The 18,066-nt window shown below is 59.1% G+C and carries 18 protein-coding genes; 9 read left to right on the plus strand and 9 right to left on the minus strand.

The features are described 5' to 3' along the window. Window positions 1-11 precede the first annotated feature (11 nt). The 4 genes from ftsY to OK142_RS14235 all read left to right on the plus strand — a co-directional run bounded on the left by ftsY (window position 12) and on the right by OK142_RS14235 (window position 3,991). Entirely contained in the window at window positions 12-1,436 is a 1,425-nt protein-coding gene (gene ftsY, locus OK142_RS14220) for a signal recognition particle-docking protein FtsY (protein WP_498683427.1), read from the plus strand. A 2-nt stretch (window positions 1,437-1,438) separates the two neighbouring features. After that, window positions 1,439-2,089 carry a septation protein A gene (locus OK142_RS14225; RefSeq protein ID WP_498683428.1) on the plus strand — a complete coding sequence of 217 codons (651 nt, stop codon included), beginning with the start codon at window positions 1,439-1,441 and terminating at the stop codon, window positions 2,087-2,089. After that, window positions 2,086-2,682 (plus strand): DUF2585 domain-containing protein, encoded by a 597-nt coding sequence (locus OK142_RS14230; protein ID WP_035241216.1) that lies wholly within the window; start codon window positions 2,086-2,088, stop codon window positions 2,680-2,682. The genes OK142_RS14225 and OK142_RS14230 overlap by 4 nt, the downstream gene beginning before the upstream one ends. A 121-nt stretch (window positions 2,683-2,803) precedes the next feature. Continuing rightward, on the plus strand, window positions 2,804-3,991 hold the full coding sequence (locus OK142_RS14235; RefSeq protein WP_003492481.1) for a GGDEF domain-containing protein: 1,188 nt from the start codon (window positions 2,804-2,806) through the stop codon (window positions 3,989-3,991). Window positions 3,992-4,009: 18 nt separating this feature from the next. Here the strand turns inward: OK142_RS14235 and OK142_RS14240 are convergent, their stop codons facing one another. The 5 genes from OK142_RS14240 to ccmA all read right to left on the minus strand — a co-directional run bounded on the left by OK142_RS14240 (window position 4,010) and on the right by ccmA (window position 7,128). Continuing rightward, on the minus strand, window positions 4,010-4,615 hold the full coding sequence (locus OK142_RS14240) for a DsbE family thiol:disulfide interchange protein (RefSeq protein ID WP_498683431.1): 606 nt from the start codon (window positions 4,613-4,615) through the stop codon (window positions 4,010-4,012). Beyond that, entirely contained in the window at window positions 4,612-4,785 is a 174-nt protein-coding gene (gene ccmD, locus OK142_RS14245) for a heme exporter protein CcmD (RefSeq protein WP_035241213.1), read from the minus strand. Before ccmD ends, OK142_RS14240 begins: the two co-directional genes overlap by 4 nt. 4 nt (window positions 4,786-4,789) lie before the next feature. Continuing rightward, complete coding sequence (locus OK142_RS14250; protein ID WP_498683433.1) at window positions 4,790-5,551, minus strand: heme ABC transporter permease; 762 nt, start codon at window positions 5,549-5,551, stop codon at window positions 4,790-4,792. 73 nt (window positions 5,552-5,624) lie between these two features. Continuing rightward, entirely contained in the window at window positions 5,625-6,284 is a 660-nt protein-coding gene (gene ccmB / locus OK142_RS14255) for a heme exporter protein CcmB (RefSeq protein WP_498683436.1), read from the minus strand. Window positions 6,285-6,486: 202 nt separating this feature from the next. Continuing rightward, complete coding sequence (ccmA, locus tag OK142_RS14260; protein ID WP_498683439.1) at window positions 6,487-7,128, minus strand: heme ABC exporter ATP-binding protein CcmA; 642 nt, start codon at window positions 7,126-7,128, stop codon at window positions 6,487-6,489. A gap of 270 nt (window positions 7,129-7,398) precedes the next feature. On the opposite strand from ccmA, the gene acnA reads away from it, so the two are divergent. From acnA to OK142_RS14275, 3 genes are all read left to right on the plus strand, one after another. Next, entirely contained in the window at window positions 7,399-10,092 is a 2,694-nt protein-coding gene (acnA, locus tag OK142_RS14265) for an aconitate hydratase AcnA (RefSeq protein ID WP_498683441.1), read from the plus strand. 195 nt (window positions 10,093-10,287) lie between these two features. Further along, the gene (locus tag OK142_RS14270) at window positions 10,288-11,028 is read left to right on the plus strand and encodes a DUF1223 domain-containing protein (protein WP_003492466.1); all 741 of its coding nucleotides are present in this window, start codon (window positions 10,288-10,290) and stop codon (window positions 11,026-11,028) included. A gap of 400 nt (window positions 11,029-11,428) precedes the next feature. Next, on the plus strand, window positions 11,429-11,821 hold the full coding sequence (locus tag OK142_RS14275; RefSeq protein WP_003492464.1) for a DUF2794 domain-containing protein: 393 nt from the start codon (window positions 11,429-11,431) through the stop codon (window positions 11,819-11,821). A 137-nt stretch (window positions 11,822-11,958) separates the two neighbouring features. Here the strand turns inward: OK142_RS14275 and OK142_RS14280 are convergent, their stop codons facing one another. The 3 genes from OK142_RS14280 to OK142_RS14290 form a co-directional block, all read right to left on the minus strand. After that, entirely contained in the window at window positions 11,959-12,696 is a 738-nt protein-coding gene (locus OK142_RS14280) for a Bax inhibitor-1/YccA family protein (protein ID WP_003492462.1), read from the minus strand. A 218-nt stretch (window positions 12,697-12,914) separates the two neighbouring features. Continuing rightward, window positions 12,915-15,476 carry an ABC transporter permease gene (locus OK142_RS14285; protein ID WP_498683442.1) on the minus strand — a complete coding sequence of 854 codons (2,562 nt, stop codon included), beginning with the start codon at window positions 15,474-15,476 and terminating at the stop codon, window positions 12,915-12,917. Next, a complete protein-coding gene (locus OK142_RS14290) occupies window positions 15,473-16,183 on the minus strand; it encodes an ABC transporter ATP-binding protein (RefSeq protein WP_498683443.1) in 711 nt (236 codons plus the stop codon). The genes OK142_RS14285 and OK142_RS14290 overlap by 4 nt, the downstream gene beginning before the upstream one ends. Before the next feature lie 90 nt (window positions 16,184-16,273). On the opposite strand from OK142_RS14290, the gene OK142_RS14295 reads away from it, so the two are divergent. Together OK142_RS14295 and thpR are read left to right on the plus strand one after the other, a co-directional pair. After that, the gene (locus tag OK142_RS14295; protein ID WP_498683445.1) at window positions 16,274-16,924 is read left to right on the plus strand and encodes an arylesterase; all 651 of its coding nucleotides are present in this window, start codon (window positions 16,274-16,276) and stop codon (window positions 16,922-16,924) included. A 68-nt stretch (window positions 16,925-16,992) separates the two neighbouring features. Further along, a complete protein-coding gene (thpR, locus tag OK142_RS14300; RefSeq protein ID WP_003492455.1) occupies window positions 16,993-17,586 on the plus strand; it encodes an RNA 2',3'-cyclic phosphodiesterase in 594 nt (197 codons plus the stop codon). Here the strand turns inward: thpR and OK142_RS14305 are convergent. Further along, window positions 17,520-17,999 (minus strand): low molecular weight protein-tyrosine-phosphatase, encoded by a 480-nt coding sequence (locus OK142_RS14305; protein WP_498683447.1) that lies wholly within the window; start codon window positions 17,997-17,999, stop codon window positions 17,520-17,522. The two genes, thpR and OK142_RS14305, sit on opposite strands and share 67 nt — an antisense overlap. Window positions 18,000-18,066: the final 67 nt, after the last annotated feature.

The following is an 18,066-nucleotide window of genomic DNA, read 5'->3' on the forward strand; positions in this document are numbered from 1 at the left end:
CGGGAACAACCATGGCCCTCGGCTTCATCAAAAAAGTCTTCTCGTTCGGCAAGGATAAGGCCGACGACAGGCCGCACGAGGATTCCGCGCCCGAACACGGCAAGGAAAACGCCTCTTTCGAAGAAGCGTTGAGCGAGGCCGAAGCGCATAACCCTGTCGATGTGGATCCGGTTTCCGAACTGGAGATGGAGACGGCCGGCGGACCGGCTCCGGACGAGACGGCGGATGTTGTCCTTTCCGAAGAGGATGAGGATGCGCCGCTGCTGCCCGGCGCCGAGCTTTCCGGTGATATGGGTATCGTGCCGTTGTCGCTGTTGCAGGCGGAAGCCGCGGCCGAAGAACAGGTAGAACCTTCGCCGGACGCTGCCGATGCCGTGCTTGATGCGGATGCGATGGATGCGCTTTTGGATGAGGCCGAGTCCATAGATGCCGTCGAAACATCTGCCGTGCCACAGGCTTTACCGAAGGGCTTTTCATCGGCAAGTGAGCGTGAAGAGCCTGTTGTCGCTGCACCGGAGCCGAAACTCAGCTGGTTTCAGCGTCTGAGGGCCGGGCTTGCCCGCACATCATCGCAACTGACCACGCAGATTTCGGCGCTGTTCACCAAGCGCAAGCTGGACGAGGATACGCTTGATGAACTGGAAGACCTTCTGATCCAGTCGGATCTGGGTGTCGAGACCGCCATGCGCATCACCGGCGCCCTGTCGTCCGAACGTTATGGCAAGGATGTGAGCGGCGAGGATGTGGCGCGCATCATGGCCGGCGAGATCACCAAGGTCCTGAAGCCCGTCGCCAAACCGCTGGAACTGGATCTTTCGCACAAGCCGCATGTCATTCTTGTCGTCGGCGTGAACGGTACGGGCAAGACGACGACGATCGGCAAGCTTGCCGCCAAGCTTTCGGGCTCCGGCCTAAAGGTCATGCTCGCGGCTGGCGACACGTTTCGAGCTGCTGCAATCGAGCAGCTCAAGATCTGGGCCGACCGAACCGGCTCGCAGTTCATCGGCACCAAGCTGGGTGCGGATGCCTCGGGTCTGGCTTACGACGCCTATGAGCAGGCGCGGGCGCAGAAAAGCGACGTTCTCATCATCGATACGGCCGGTCGCCTGCAGAACAAGACGGAACTGATGGCGGAGCTGGAAAAGATCGTGCGGGTGCTCGGCAAGCTCGATCCGGATGCGCCGCACACCGTGCTGCAGACGCTGGATGCGACGACCGGGCAGAACGCCCTGAACCAGGTGGAAATATTCCGCAATGTTGCGGGTGTTTCGGGCCTGATTATGACAAAATTGGATGGCACGGCGCGGGGCGGTATCCTCGTTGCCATTGCCGCCAAACACAAGCTGCCGGTTTATTTCATCGGTGTGGGTGAAGGTGTGGACGATCTGGAGCCCTTCGAGGCGGAAGATTTCGCCAAGGCCATTGCGGGAGTTTGAGTATGGATATTGAAAGCAATTCCAAGGAAAGCGAAAAGATGGTGGCGGAAATCAGCCCGCTCCTGAAATTCGTGCTCGAGCTTGGCCCGCTTATGGTGTTCTTTTTCGCCAACTCCCGCGGCGATTGGCTGGCTTCCACTTTCCCCGTGCTGACGGAGTTCGGTGGGCCGATCTTCATCGCCACCGGCCTGTTCATGATCGCAACGGCGCTCGCGCTTTCGGTTTCATGGGTGCTGACGCGGAAACTGCCGATCATGCCGCTGATATCAGGCATCGTGGTTTTCGTGTTCGGTGCGCTAACGCTGTGGTTGCAGAACGATACTTTCATCAAGATGAAGCCGACCATCGTCAACGCCCTGTTCGGTGTCATCCTGCTTGGCGGCCTGTTCTTCGGCCAGTCGCTGCTGGGTTATGTCTTCAATTCGGCCTTCAAGCTGAACGATGAGGGCTGGCGCAAGCTGACCCTGCGCTGGGGTGTATTTTTCCTCTTCCTCGCGGTGTTGAACGAGGTGGTCTGGCGCATGTTCTCCACCGACACCTGGGTCGCCTTCAAGGTGTGGGGCACGATGCCGATCACCATCATCTTCACCATGGCGCAGATGCCGCTCGTCATGCGCCATTCTGTCGAGCCTCTCGGCAAGGACGAAAAATGACAGTTGCGGAGATGCCGGCTTCCCGTTCGCGTTCGCTCAAATGGTTCGGCGTGGCCGCCGGGCTACTTCTCCTGCAGATCATCATCCTTTATTTCATGGGCCGCATTCCCATTTGCGAATGCGGTTACGTGAAGCTGTTCGAACCGGGCGTGAACACGCCGGGCAATTCCCAGCATCTGGCTGACTGGTATACGCCGTCGCATATCATCCATGGCTTCCTATTCTACTGGTTCGCCTGGCTGCTGTTCCGCAACAAGCCGCTTTCCATGCGGCTTTCGCTTGCTGTTCTGGTGGAAGCGGCATGGGAAATCCTCGAAAACTCGCCTATCATCATTGATCGTTACCGTACGGCGACCATGGCGCTGGGTTACACCGGCGACAGCATATTGAACTCGGCGATGGACACGGTTTTCATGGCGCTGGGTTTCCTTTTCGCAGCCCGCATGCCGGTGTGGCTGACGGTGGTGATCGCCATCTTCTTCGAAATCTTCACCGGATGGCTGATCCGCGATAATCTGACGCTGAACGTGGTCATGCTCGTCTGGCCCGTCGAGGCGATCAAGGAATGGCAGAACGCGCTCCCGCAAATGTGAACATATCTGCCGGGGCATGCGGCGGAAAGGCACGAAAACCCCGCGCCATATGCAAGTTTTCTTAAGGGCATTGAGGTAATGTCCGGGCTCAAAGGTTCGTCTTTCCGTCCGGCAGAACACTGTGCAAGATAATTTCGCCTATCTTCTCCCCTTCATCATGCTGACATTCGGTGTGGTGTTCCTGTTCCTGCAAAGGATCGGCCACGCTTCGGCGCGATATTGGGGTTTGGGATATCTTTCGGCAGCCTTTGGTTTTGCCGCACCCCTGGTGCTTGGCGGTTTGCCCTTCGAAGTTCAGGCGATCGTCTCGAACCTGTTGTTCTTTTCTGCGTTTTTTCTCTACGGCCACGCGCTGCTCACCCATTTCGGACGGCCGCTTTATACGACGGCGCGACTGTCCATCGTAGCTGCGGCCGTTCTGTTGGTCTCGTTCCATGTCTTCGTCACGCCGGATCTGAAACGTGAGCTGGTCATCGGCGATCTTGTCTGCGCCCTGCTGCTCGCCATCCCGGTCTGGATCGTGCGGAGGCGGCCTCTGGCGCTTGCCGACAGGCTGATGGTGGCGATCGCGTCGCTCGTGGTGCTGGAAACGCTGGTGCGCATCGGCATGTTGCTGGTGATGACGCCGAACGGCTCGATGATCGAACTCAGCGAATTCTTCGAATCCGATTATGCTTTCTACATGCAGCTTGCCGCGAGCATATTCGGCTTCCTTCTTGCGCTTTCCGTGCTTGCGAGCCAGATTTCCGTTACCGTTGACCGGCACCTGCATGCGGCGGAGCACGATCCGCTGACGGATGTGCTGAACCGCCGCGGCTTCGACCGGCGTGTGCCCGATTTTCGCAATGATACGCCAGATGGTGCGGTCATTGCCTGTGACATAGACCATTTCAAGCGCATCAACGATGTCTACGGTCATGCTGCGGGAGATATCGTTCTCATCGGCCTTGCCGATCTTCTCAGGCGAAATGCGCCTGAAGATGCGCTGGTGGCCCGTTTCGGCGGTGAGGAATTCGTGGTCTTCCTGCCCGGCCAGACCGCTGCCTTGGCCGGACAGCTCGCCAATGGCATGCGACTTGGCCTCTCGTCGCTCGATTGGCGCAACCGCGGCGTGGCGACACAGATCACCGCAAGCTTCGGCGTCTCGGCCGTCGCGAGAGGAGATCATTCCATTCACGATGCCATCAAGCGTGCCGATGACAGTCTCTATGCCGCAAAACGTGGCGGTCGCGATCAGGTCGTGCTGGAGGGCATACGTCTTCCCGCTACCGCTGAGGTCCCGTCGCTCAGGGTAGTTTCCAAAGTGTGAGGTTTTTCGACCCGGGTGTTATTTTCCGGCGGCGGCAGCAATGGCCGGCAGCAGGTCGCGTTCGACGCTGCGGGCATCGAATGGGCCGACCTTTTTGTAAAGGATCGTGCCGTCCGCGCCGACCAGATAGCTTTCGGGAATGCCATAGACACCCCAGTCGATCGCGGCCTTGCCGTTCGGATCGACGCCTATCGCAGCAAAGGGATTGCCGAGTTCGCCGAGGAAGCGCAGCGCGTTGTCCTGCCCGTCCTTGTAATTGATGCCGACAACGGTGATGCGGCTGTCTTTGGCCAGCTCCTGAAGCAGCGGGTGCTCCTGACGGCAGGGAATGCACCAGGAGGCAAAGACGTTGACCAGAGTCAGCTTGCCCTTGATGGCGGCATCGGTGAGCGCCGGCAGGTTGGAGCCCTCCAGCGGCGGCAGCGACAAACTCGGCGCTTTGGTGCCGATGAGAGCCGAGGGAATGGCGCTGATATCCAGCCCGTTCACGTCCTGATCATAGAGCATCTTGCCGGCGACGAGGGCAAAGCCGCCGAAAAGCAGAAGCGGCAGCAGCGCCAGCGCATATCGTGCGCGGCCGGTGGCTTTGGCCTTTGTATTCTGGTCCTGGCCGGCCTGCGTCATGGCGCGTCACCCGCAGAACCGGCTTTCGTCCTGCGGCGAACGCCGGATGCTTCCAATGCTTTCAGTTCCCGTTTACGCGCCTGACCGTCTAAAACGACCCAGGCGATGAGACAGAGGACGACAAGGCCGGTCGCCGCATAGGACATGCCGATATAAAAGGCGTGCGTCATCACCTCAGCCCTCCCGGTTTGCCATGCGGGCGGCAAGGCGCCGTTGCGCAGCCACGCGCCGGCGCCAGATTTCATTGCGCATGGCGGCGATGTGGAGGGTGAAGAACAGCAGCGTGAAGCCGATCGCCATGGTCAGAAGCGGCCAGAGGAATTCCGCATCAATGGCGGAGCCACCCATGCGGATGACGCTTGCCGGCTGGTGCAGCGTGTTCCACCACTCGACCGAAAACTTGATGATGGGAATATTTACGAAACCGACAAGGATCAGCACGGCGCTGACGCGGGCGGCTCTGGACGGATCGTCCATGGCGCGATTGAGCGCGATCAGCCCCAGATACATCAGGAAGAGGACGAAAACGGAGGTCAGCCGCGCATCCCACACCCACCAGGTTCCCCACATGGGTTTGCCCCAGAGCGAGCCGGTGATGAGAGCGATGAGCGTGAAGGCGGCGCCGATGGGGGCGGCGGCCTTGTGGCTGACATCCGCCAGCGGATGACGCCAGACGAGGGTGCCGATGGCCGAAACCGCCATCACTGTGTAGCACATCATGGCAAGCCAGGCGGAGGGCACGTGCACATACATGATGCGCACGGTGTAACCCTGCTGATAATCGCCTTCCGTTGTGAAGGACAGATAGAGGCCGGCGGCCAGCACCAGCGCTGTCAGAACAGCGAGCCAGGGCAGAATGCGTGCCGCAAGCGCCAGAAACCGCGTGGGATTGGCGAGATCGCTGAATTTGGTGATGGCGAAAGTCTGCTCGTTCATGCCGTTTGTGTAACCCGAGAATGGCCATCCCGCAATTGATCCCTGTCAATCCGGGATCGTCTGGCCGGTTTCATCAATCCATAACATTGCGCAACGCCAAAGCGGCAAAGAAAGGACCGGTTACGGCTGAAAATAACGTGATCGCGCAGAGAATGAGGAATGGCGGCACAAAGGGCGCCGGGTCCTGCACCGCCGCATAGGAGGCGCTGACGCCGAAGATCAGGACAGGAATGGCAAGCGGCAGGACGAGGATGGATACCAAAAGTCCTCCGCGTGGCAGTGCCACGGCGACGGCGGCGCCCACAGCCCCGATGAAGGTAATGGCGGGCGAGCCGACGAGAAGGGTCAGCATCACCGCGCCGATCGCCACTTCATCCATATTCATGAAAAGGCCGAGCAACGGCGAAGCAAGCACCAGCGGCAGGCCGGTTGCGACCCAATGCGCCAGGCATTTGACGAGCACGGTCAGGACCAGCGGGTTTTCCTGCATGAGAATGAGGTCGAGGGAGCCGTCATCCCGTTCCGCCTGAAACAGCCGGTCGAGGCCGAGAAGGGCGGACAGAAGTGCGCCGATCCAGACGATGGCAGGGCCGATGCGGGCAAGCAGATTGAGATCGGGTCCGACGCCGAAGGGGATGACGGCAACCACGGTCATGAAGAACAATACGCCGATCAGCGCGCCACCGCCGGCACGGATGGAGAGTTTGATGTCACGGAGGAAAAGGGCGGTCATCGGGGTGCCCTCGTGTTCGCGGCGTTACCCCCCTCTGCCCTGCCGGGCATTTCCCCCTCAAGGGGGGAGATCGGCAGGAGGCACTTTCGCCACTCCATCCGCAAACTTCGAGATGGGCGAAACCTCGCCGCAGATCGATCTCCCCCCTTGAGGGGGAGATGCCCGGCAGGGCAGAGGGGGGTATGTCCCGCGCGCCTGCCCATCATGCCCAAGCCTCCACACCCGCAAACCCCGTCATCTGCAATTCACGAGCATTCTCCAGTCCCAAAGGCTGATGGGTAGCAGCCAGGACGATGCCGCCTCTCCCCAAGTGGCTCTGGACCAGACCGGTAAACATCCCGTCAGCCGCCTTGTCGAGCGCCGCGGTCGGCTCGTCGAGAATCCACACCGGCCGCCATGCAATCAAAAGCTTCGCCATGGCAAAACGCCGTTGCTGGCCCGCAGAAAGATAACCGAAAGGCAGATGGGTGATGCCGGCAAGGCCGACGATCTCCGCCGCCTCATCAATCTCCATACCCGTGCCGCCAGAAAAATCGCCAAGGAAGTCTTTCCAGAATTCGAGATTTTCCGAAACGGTCAGTTCCGTTTTCATCGCATTGCGGTGGCCGAGATAATGGCAGGCCTCCGAGGGCCGCATGCCCTCCTCTATCTCTTTGCCGGCTATCGTTATCCGCCCCTGTTCGGGCCGCAGCAGGCCGGCCACCGTGCGCAGAAGCGTCGATTTTCCCGAGCCGTTTCGGCCCGTCAGGACCAGTGCGTCGCCATCGCTTAACTTGAAGGAAACATTCATGAATATGAAATCTTCACCGCGCCGCACGCCAAGATTTTCCGCCGTCAAATCCATGCCGCGTTTCCGTATAAGATTTTCATCGTGTCGCACAAAAAAATCGATTTGATTTCCTGAATGGTCTGGCACGTTTCTCCGAAATTATCTATATGGGTGTCAACCACGCCAGCGGCCGGCGTGAACATCATCTTGCGCCGGACCTGAATGTTACGAGGAGTAACTTTCACGTGCGGACAGCGGAAATGGTCGTACCCGCATCCTGATGTGCATGAGTGCATAGGTGTCCGCACGCACGTGTTGGCTATCAGAGTAAGCGGGGTTTTATCCATGCCCAAATCACTCGACAGTTTCAATTGTCGTTCCGTCCTTACCGTGGATGGTAAGGAATACGTCTATTTCAGCCTTCCCAAGGCTGAGGCAAACGGCCTCAAGGGCGTATCCAGGCTGCCCTATTCCATGAAGGTGCTGCTCGAAAATCTGCTTCGTTTCGAGGACGGCCAGTCCGTCACCAAGCAGCATATTCTGGCCGTTGCCGAATGGCTCAACAACAAGGGCCTGACCGAAACCGAAATCGCTTATCGCCCCGCCCGCGTTCTGATGCAGGACTTCACCGGCGTTCCAGCCGTAGTCGATCTTGCAGCCATGCGCGACGCCATGGTGTCGCTTGGCGGCGACCCGGAAAAAATCAATCCGCTCGTCCCCGTCGATCTGGTCATCGACCACTCGGTCATCGTTGACGAATTCGGCACACCGACTGCGTTTGCCCGCAACGTAGAGCTTGAATATGAGCGCAATGGTGAGCGTTACCGCTTCCTGAAGTGGGGCCAGCAGGCATTCAAGAATTTTCGCGTAGTACCGCCCGGCACCGGCATCTGTCACCAGGTCAACCTCGAATACCTCGGCCAGACCGTCTGGACGAAGGAAGAGGATGGCGAAACGATTGCTTACCCGGATACCTGCGTTGGCACGGATTCGCATACCACGATGATCAATGGTCTCGGCGTTCTCGGCTGGGGCGTTGGCGGTATCGAGGCTGAAGCTGCGATGCTCGGTCAGCCGGTCTCCATGCTTCTGCCTGAGGTTATCGGCTTCAAGCTGACCGGCAAGGTGAAGGAAGGCGTGACCGCGACCGACCTCGTGCTGACCGTCGTGCAGATGCTGCGCAAGAAGGGCGTGGTTTCCAAATTCGTCGAATTCTTCGGCCCCGGCCTTGATTCGATGACGCTGGCCGACCGCGCCACCATCGGCAACATGGGTCCGGAATATGGCGCGACCTGCGGCTTCTTCCCGGTTGACGGCGAGACCATCAACTATCTGACCATGTCCGGTCGCACCAAGGATCGTATTGCGCTCGTCGAAGCCTATTCGAAGGCGCAGGACATGTGGCGCACCGGCGACGGTTCGGACCTCGTTTTCACTGATACGCTGGAACTCGACCTCGGCGATGTCGTGCCCTCCATGGCCGGCCCGAAGCGTCCGGAAGGCCGCCTGCCGCTCGAAACCATTGCGCCGAATTTCGCGACGGCTCTCGAAAACGACTACAAGAAGCCCGGCCAGCTCCACAGCCGCTATGCGGTTGAGGGCGAGGAGTTCGATCTCGGCCATGGCGATGTGGCGATTGCCGCCATCACCTCCTGCACAAACACTTCCAACCCCTCCGTTCTTATCGCTGCCGGCCTTCTCGCCCGCAACGCCGTTGCCAAGGGGCTGAAGTCCAAGCCGTGGGTGAAAACCTCGCTGGCGCCGGGAAGCCAAGTGGTTGCCGAATATCTCGACAAGTCCGGTCTGCAGAAGGACCTCGACACGATCGGCTTCAACCTCGTCGGTTTCGGCTGCACGACCTGCATCGGCAACTCCGGCCCGCTGCCGGCGCCGATCTCCAAGACGATCAACGACAAGGGCCTGATCACGGCCGGCGTCCTTTCGGGCAACCGCAACTTCGAGGGCCGTATTTCGCCGGACGTTCAGGCGAACTATCTGGCCTCGCCGCCGCTCGTCGTGGCCTATGCGCTTGCCGGCACGGTCCAGAAGGACCTGACGAAGGAGCCGATCGGCGACGATCAGAACGGCAATCCGGTCTATCTCAAGGATATCTGGCCGACCTCGCAGGAAATCCAGGAATTCATCCTGAAATACGTCACCCGCGAACTTTACGAATCGAAGTACGCAGATGTCTTCAAGGGTGACGCGAACTGGCAGGCCGTTCAGGTTCCCCCGGGCCAGACCTATGCCTGGGACGACAAGTCGACCTATGTTCAGAACCCGCCTTATTTCGTGGGCATGGGCAAGACCGGTTCCGGCCTCAAGAATATCAAGGGCGCGCGCGTTCTTGGTCTCTTTGGCGACAAGATCACCACCGACCACATCTCTCCGGCCGGTTCGATCAAGGCCGCATCGCCCGCCGGCGCTTATCTGACGGAGAATGGCGTGGCCATTGCCGACTTCAACCAGTACGGTACGCGTCGTGGCAACCATGAAGTGATGATGCGCGGCACCTTCGCCAATATCCGCATCCGCAACCACATGCTCGGCCCGAACGGCAAGGAAGGTGGCTACACCATCCACTATCCGTCCAAGGAAGAGATGTCGATCTACGACGCTGCCATGAAGTACAAGGCGGAGGGCGTTCCGCTCGTCATCTTTGCCGGTGTCGAATATGGCAACGGTTCTTCCCGCGACTGGGCGGCGAAGGGCACCAACCTGCTCGGCGTCAAGGCCGTGATCGCACAGTCCTTTGAGCGTATTCATCGTTCGAACCTCGTGGGCATGGGCGTCGTTCCCTTCGTCTTCGAGGAAGGCACGACCTGGGCGAGCCTCGATCTCAAGGGAGACGAGATCGTCGAGATCGACGGTCTCGAAGGTGAGATCAAGCCGCGTGAAAAGAAGATCGCCAAGATCACCTACAGCGACGGTTCGGTTAAGGAAGTTCCGCTTCTTTGCCGCATCGATACGCTGGACGAAGTGATCTACATGAACAATGGCGGCATTCTGCAGACCGTTCTTCGCGATCTGGCGGCCTGATCAAGCATAGACCAATAAAAGGCGCCGCGAGAAATCCCGGCGTCTTTCCTGTTTCTTCGTCTGTTTTTTGTGATTGCCGCTCACCCCTTCGTGACTTTCTATTGAGGGGGAATAGACGTTATTTTCCGGTTTGCATCCCGGCGGGATTGATCGCATCAATTCGTCTGGATATCTTGCCGGACAAAGGTTTTTGTAATGCCACTGAAATTCCCCCTGTCGATATGTCTTCTCGGCACGTTCCTCGTCACATCCGCGCATGCGCAGGAGGCAGTGAAGGGCGTCGTTGAATTGTTCACATCGCAGGGATGCTCGTCTTGCCCGCCAGCGGACGAGGCTTTGCGCAAGATGATCCAGAAGGGCGATGTCGTCGGTCTCTCTTATCATGTCGACTACTGGAATTATCTCGGCTGGGCGGATTCGCTTGCATCGAAGGAAAATACCGAACGGCAATATGGCTATATGCGCGCGCTTGGCCGCAACGGCGTCTATACGCCGCAGGCCATCCTGAACGGTCGAGATCATGTCAAGGGCGCCGATGTTCGCGGCATTTATGACCGGCTTGATGCATTCAAGCGCGAGGGGCAGGGGCTGAACGTGCCGGTCTCGTCAAAATTTGCCGGGGACGAGGTGGAGATCGATATTGGCGCTGGCAGCGGCAAGGCCGATGTCGTGGTTGCCTATTTCACGCGCGAGCAGACGGTGGATGTGCAGAAGGGCGAAAACCAGGGGAAAAAAATGTCCTACTGGCATAGCGTCTATGATGTGCAGACCGTCGGAATGTGGGACGGTTCGCCGATGACGGTGAAACTTCCTGCGAGTGTCGTTGCAAAGGTGAAAAAGGGCGGTTGTGCCGTCCTTCTGCAGACGGCCAATGCCAGCGGCGATCCGGCGGCGATCGTCGGCGCGAGCATTCTTTTGGGAAATGAAACCCCCTAATCGCCTGTCGGGCGATGGAAGATCCGGTCCGGGCATTGGGGGCTGGGGGTAAAGGGTCAATGCACCGGACCGGGTCATCTTGGTGCCTAGGCATCAATTGACAATAGGACTATTCCATCCAATTCGGGCCATGGTTTGACCGAAATACGGCAGGCCATGCTAAAATGGCTGCCTAAATGGTTACCATTTTTTACCCCTGCTTTTGCGGCAGGCACCCTCCCTGGTGGCTTTGGTGGGAGCTATTTTATATAGCCGCGTCTCGATTTTGTTGTCGTTCCAAGATTGTAAAATGCCTTCAGATCATTGCCTATGCTGTGTCTTACGGCGCGGGCGAGGCTTGCAATTTCGCCTTCACGGGCTCACATTGAGTGGATGATTTGGGTGGAATCGGAGGTATTGGATGACCGATCAACCGGATGTGCAGCAGGTGCAGACCGCTTCACGCGACAATTCCACCGTTATCGATCTCCGTGAATACAAGAAGAACAAGGACCCTTTGCCGGTCACTTTCCACCGGCGCGAGCTGGATGCGATCCTGCGCATTTACGGCCGCATGGTGGGAGAGGGCGAGTGGCGCGATTATGCCATCGACCACTTGCGGGAAAAGGCGGTATTTTCCGTCTTCAAGCGTTCGGGCGAAATGCCTCTCTACAGGATCGAGAAAAACCCCAAGCTGGCAACGAAACAGGGGGCCTATAGCGTGGTCAATACGGATGGCCGCATTCTCAAACGCGGCCATGAGCTTCCGCAGGTTCTCAAGGTTTTCGACAAGGTCCTGAAGCTCATCGAGTGAGCTTCAGACCGGCGGGCTACGTGCTCGCCGCCGGTTGAGAACAAGAGAATTCAGAGGCAGTCAGGTTTCGATTGCAGGTAAATAAAAAGGCGGCCTAAGGGCCGCCTTTCGCATGTTTGCCAGTCGGGTTCCTACCCTTACTTGTCACGGTTGCCCATGAACTGCAGGAGGAACATGAACAGGTTGATGAAGTCGAGATAAAGCGTCAGCGCACCCATGATTGCCTTGCGGCCAGCCACGGCAACTTCGTCACCATCGAAATACATTTCCTTGATCTTCTGTGTGTCGTAGGCGGTGAGGCCTGCGAAGATCAGCACGCCGATCGCGGAAATCGCGAACTGCAGCGCAGAGGAAGCGAGGAAGATGTTGACGATGGACGCGATGATGAGGCCGAACAGACCCATGATCAGGAACGAACCCATGCCTGAAAGGTCTTTTTTCGTCGTGTAACCGTAAAGCGAGAGCGCGCCGAACGAGGCAGCGGTCACGAAGAACGTCTGTACGACGCTCTGGCCGGTATAGACCAGAAAGATCGAGGACAGAGACACACCCATCAGCGCCGCATAGACCCAGAAGGTCATCTGGGCGGCGGAAACGCTCATGTTCTGGATACGGAAGCTAAGGAAGAACACCAGTCCGAGCGGTGCGAGCATGACGACCCAGCGCAGCGGCGACGCATAGAGCAACTGTGCGAAGGCCGGATTGGTGGTCGCGAGCGTGAAGGTAGCGAACGCCGCAATGCCGGTGATGACCAGAGCCAGCGCCATCAGGTTGTAAACCTTGAGCATATACGCGCGAAGACCTTCATCGATCATCGCACCAGTCTGTGCACGGGTCTGCGCCATGCGGTTCTGGTAGTTATTGAAGTCAGCCATTGTTTCCTCTTTTGAGCTCCGTAATTGCTACGGTGTCGGGATACCTCCCGGGCGCCGCTGCGGAGCTTCAGCAAGCCTGCCCAAGAATATGATGGCAGAACGTGTCCGATACAAGGCCTTTTCCAGTCGAAAAGACACCATATGCGCGAAAAGCGCTCACGTTTCGGCGATCATTACAAAGAATTAATCGCTAAAGTTAAGCAGCGCACAACCGATGATTATTCACCCGCCTGCCGCAAAACCGGAGCGGCTTTCTGTCCGAGAATTCGCCAGGTACCGATGAGGCCGATGCCCACCGTCATGACGAGGGCGACGACGAGCGTGCCTATCGCCACATCCGGCAGGAAGGTGGAGGGCAGTTTCATGATGCGGGCAATTACGAACCATGCCGAGACGCCACCGGCGAAAAGTGCGAAAACGGCGGTGGCGAGACCAAGCATCATGTACTCGTAGGAGAAGGCGCGGATGAGCAGGTTTCGCGTGCCGCCCAGCGTTTTCAGGATAACCGCGTCATGGGTGCGGGCGCGGTTTCCGGCGGCAAGAGCGCCGGCGAGAACGAGAACGGATGCTATCAGGGCGACGGCCGCTGCGGCACGAATGGCAGTGGCAAGCTGGCCGACAAGCCGGTTGACGACATCGAGGGCGTCCTTCACACGCACGCTGGTGATCGTCGGGTAGGCGTTGGTGACGGCGCGCAATATCTGGCCTTCATCACTTGTGGATGCGGAAGGGTCAGCGAGTGTCGCAAGCCAGGCATGCGGTGCGCCGCGGAACGTGTTTGGCGAAAACACCATGACGAAATTGATCGACAGGGATTCCCATTCGACATTGCGCAGATTGGCGATCTTCGCCGTGATGCTGCGGCCGAGCACGTTGACGGTGACGCTGTCGCCGATCTTGAGGCCCAGTTCCCGCGCCTCTTCCGCCGCAAAAGAGACCAGCGGTTCGCCGCTATAGTCCTGTCCCCACCACGTTCCTTCCGTCAGTGTCGCGTTTTCGGGAGTATCCTGCGAATAGGTTATGCCCCGGTCGCCGCGCAGCACCCATCGACCGGCCGGCGGCACGTCCATTTTTGTCACATCTTCGCCGTTGAGCGCGAGAATCCGCCCGCGCAGCATCGGCACCTCTGTCAGCGTGCCTTCCGGCGCTTCCCGCTTCAGGAGATCGCGGAAGCCCTGCAACTCGCTGCCCTGAATATCCACGAAGAAGAAATTCGGCGCTCGGTCCGGCAGGCTGTCCGTCAGTTCGCGGCGCAGATTGCCATCGATCAGCGTCAGCGTCACAAGCAGGGTCAGGCCGAGGCCAAGGGAAAGGACGACCGAGGGGGTAAGTGCGCCCGGGCGATGGATGTTGCCGATCGCCAGACGGAGGGCGGCGGAATGAACGCGTGGGCTGCGTTTGGCGATGGCCTTCACGCCAGATGCCACGAGCCGCAGGACCACGAAAGCGAAGGCGATGGCGGCGAGGAAGACCGAGGCGATGAAACGGTCTTCCGCCGAAAATATCGCAAGTGCTGCGAGCGCTGCCAGCAGCAGGCCGGTGGTGGCCAGATAGGGCCAGGACGGCCAGCTGCCCTCTTCGAAACCCTGTTCGCGGAAGAGCGCCGTCGCCGGGACCTCGCGTGCCTGACCGAGAGGCACGATGGCGAAGGCAAGCGTCGTCAAGAGGCCGAACAGCGCGGCGAGACCGAGTGCGCCGGGGTAGAAGGCGAGTTCTTCCGGCACCGGAAGCACGCCTTCCAGAAACCGCATGGCGACCAGCGGCGCGATGGCGCCCACCGCAAGGCCGATGACGATGCCGACAACGGCAATGAAGGCGATCTGGAAGAGATAGGTCATGGTGACCACGGAGGCCGGGGCGCCCAGGCATTTCAGCGACGCGATCGTTGTGCGCTTGGAATCGAGAAAGGCACGAACGGCGTTGGCGACGCCGACACCGCCGACGATGAGGGCGGTAAGCCCCACCAGCGTCAGGAATTGCGAGAAGCGGTTGACGTTTTCGGTGAGCGAGGGGGCTGCGCGGTCGCTGGTGCGGATGGACCAGCCGGCGTCGGGGAACGCCTTGTTGGCCGCGTCGGTCATCGTTGTCCGTGCTGCCGGGTCGTCCAGCCGGATTTTATAGGCATGTTCGACCAGACTGCCATTCTGAACGAGACCCGAGGCAAAAAGGGCATCGCGGCTGACCATCAGCCTCGGTGCAAAACCGAAGCCATCGGACAGCGCGTCCGGTTCGTCGACCACGGTGCCTGTCAGTTTAAGCTTCGCGTTACCAAGCAGGATTTCATCACCGACCTTGATGCCGAGCCGTTCGAGCAAAAGCGGCGCGGCGATTGCGCCATAGGTGTCGCCGGTCGCGGCCAGAAGCTCGCTCAGCGGCCGATTGGGATCCGCCACGAAGGTGCCGTAGAGCGGATAGGCGCCATCGATGGCCTTCACTTCCGTTAGCGTCTGTTCGGAACCGTCGGCGAGGCGCGCCATGGAGCGCAGCCCGGTGGAAACGGCGATCTTGCCGAGGCCGTCGAGATAGGCCTTTTCCTCTGCGGTCGCCTCCCTGTTGCGCAGTTCGAAACGCACATCGCCTGCCAATATGGATTGACCTTCCGTGGCGATGGCGCTGGTGACGGCGCGTGACACGGAATTGACGGCTGCAATGGCGCCGGTTCCGAGCGCGATGCAGGCGAGGAAAATGTAAAAGCCGCGCAGGCCGCCGCGAATTTCCCGCCGCGCGAGCCTCGCGGCGTTCCGGATATTGGCGAAAGACGGGAGAATGGATCCGATCATGCCGATACCGCCCGCGCCATCTGGGCCTTGGCGCTGTCACCCTCTATTTCACCGGAGCGCACCTTGATCTGCCGTGAGCAGCGGGCGGCCAGCGAGGGGTCATGGGTGACAAGGACCATGGTCATGCCGCGTTCGGCCTGTTTTGCAAAAAGAAGATCGGCGATCTGCTTGCCGGTATCTGTATCGAGATTGCCTGTCGGTTCATCGGCGATCAACACGGCGGGGGAGGGGGCCAGCGCGCGGGCGATGGCGACACGCTGCTGCTCGCCGCCGGAGAGTTGACCGGGATAGTGGTTGAGGCGTTCCCCGAGACCAACGGCGACAAGTTCCCGTTTGGCAATTTCGAAGGGGTTCGGGGCGTTGGCGAGTTCCAGCGGAACGGCGACGTTCTCCAGCGCCGTCATGTTTGCGATGAGATGGAAGGACTGGAAAACGATGCCGATATTCTTGCCGCGGAAATCCGCGAGCGCATCTTCGCCGAGCTTGTGCAGCTCAGTGTTCGCGATGACGATCTCACCGCTATCAAGCCTCTCAAGCCCGGCAAGCACCATCAGAAGGGTCGATTTTCCCGAGCCGGACGGACCGACAATGCCAACTGCCTCGCTTTCGCCGATGGCGAGATCGATGTTCTTGAGAACGTGAACGGAGGCGGCGGCGTTGCCGAGCGTGAGGTCGGCTTTCTTCAGCTCTATGATGCTTTTCGTCACAATTCTCGTTCCTATATATGATGAAAACAGTCTGGCGGTGTCGATGCGGTCGGTATTTCAGACAATGTGAACCAAGTTAGGAAAGCCGTGATGAGATTTAAAGCTGCCCTGTTTCACTTCATCGTCATTTTCGCCGCAGCCTTTTCTGCCTCTGTGGCCATGGCTCAGGAGCGGACATTGCAGTTGGTCGGCCTCGGCGACAGCCTCATGGCCGGGTATCAGCTGCCTCCTACCGACAGCTACACCGCACAGCTTGAAGCTGCATTAAAAGCCGAGGGCATCAATGTCACCGTCACCAATGCCGGTGTGTCCGGAGATACCTCGTCCGGCGGTCTGGCGCGGGCGGAATGGTCCGTTCCTGATGGTACGGACGGGGTCATTCTGGAACTCGGAGCCAATGATGCGCTGCGTGGTATTGCGCCGGAACAGACGGAAAAGAACCTCGACGCCATCATTTCCGGTTTTCAGAAACGCAATATAGCCGTCTTGCTGGTCGGCATTATGGCGCCGCCGAATATGGGCGAAGATTATGCCAAGCGCTTCAATCCGATCTATCCGCAGCTTGCGGAAAAATACAACCTGCCGCTTTATCCGTTCTTTCTGGATGGCGTAGTGAGTGATGACAGGCTGAAACTGGACGACAAGATGCACCCCAATACGCAAGGAGTTGCCATGATGGTCGAAAAATCTTTGCCGGCTGTTGAAAGCTTCATCAAGACAATCGGTGCGCAAAAAAAATAAGCACTTGCGCCCGCCTGCATTGCGTGATTCGCTATGCTTGTTCTGCCAAGAGATTCGGGGAGCTCGCCATGCCGAGACTGTTTACCGCCCTCGAAATTCCGCGCAATGCGGCTATGAGCCTCTCATTGTTGCGCGGTGGTCTGCCGGGAGCCCGGTGGATCGATGTGGAGAATTATCACATAACCCTGCGTTTTATCGGTGATATCGACGGACGGACCGCCGATGAGGTCGTTGACCGGCTGGATCGGATCGAAAGGCCGGAATTCCAGCTCAATCTCACCGGTATGGGTTCCTTCGGTTCCAAGAAGCCGCATTCCATCTGGGCAGGGGTTTCCCCCTCACCGGAAATGCATGCGCTGCAGGCGGAGGTCGAAAGAATTTGTCAGAGGATCGGTCTCCCACCCGATCCGCGCAAATTCATGCCACATGTGACGCTGGCGCGGCTGCGCTCCTCGCGTCTGGACGATGTGGTGCATTATCTTTCCGGACGCGGCAACTTCCGCACCTCGCCCTTCACGGTCGGCCGTTTCGTGCTGATGTCGTCGAAGGAATCGGTGGGCGGCGGGCCTTACATCGTTGAAGAGGCGTTCCCGCTTCACGAGGCGCGATCCAGCTCCATCTTTTCGAGCAACGAGCTGCATCCCGCCAAAAGCATGTTGTAGACGGCCTGAAAGCCGTCTTCACCGCCGAAGTAAGGATCGGGGACGCTGTCGCGGCGTCCCGAAGCATAGTCCATGAACAGGTGGATTTTGTGCTTCTGGTTTTCCGGCGCCTTTTGGAGCAGTTTCGCCAGGTTGCTCGTATCCATGGCAAGGATCAGATCGAAGTTTTCGAAATCGGCCTGACTGACCTGCCTTGCGCGCTGCCGGGAAATATCGATGCCATGCTTGCGGGCGACCGCGACGGATCTGCGGTCCGGGGTGTTGCCCGTGTGCCAGCCGCCCGTCCCGGCAGAATCGACGGTGAGCCGCTCTGCGACACCTTTCATTTCGGCAAGATGGATAAAAACGCCTTCGGCAAGGGGTGAGCGGCATATGTTGCCCATGCAGACGAATAGAACGGATGTGCGCGTCATGAGGAATATGGGTCGCTCCGGCAGTTCAAGCGTGTCATGGTTGTGCAGGTACGGCGGGCGCCCTTTC

It is taken from the genome of Agrobacterium sp. BT-220-3 (assembly GCF_025910175.1).
GTDB classification, from domain to species: Bacteria; Pseudomonadota; Alphaproteobacteria; order Rhizobiales; family Rhizobiaceae; genus Agrobacterium; species Agrobacterium oryzihabitans.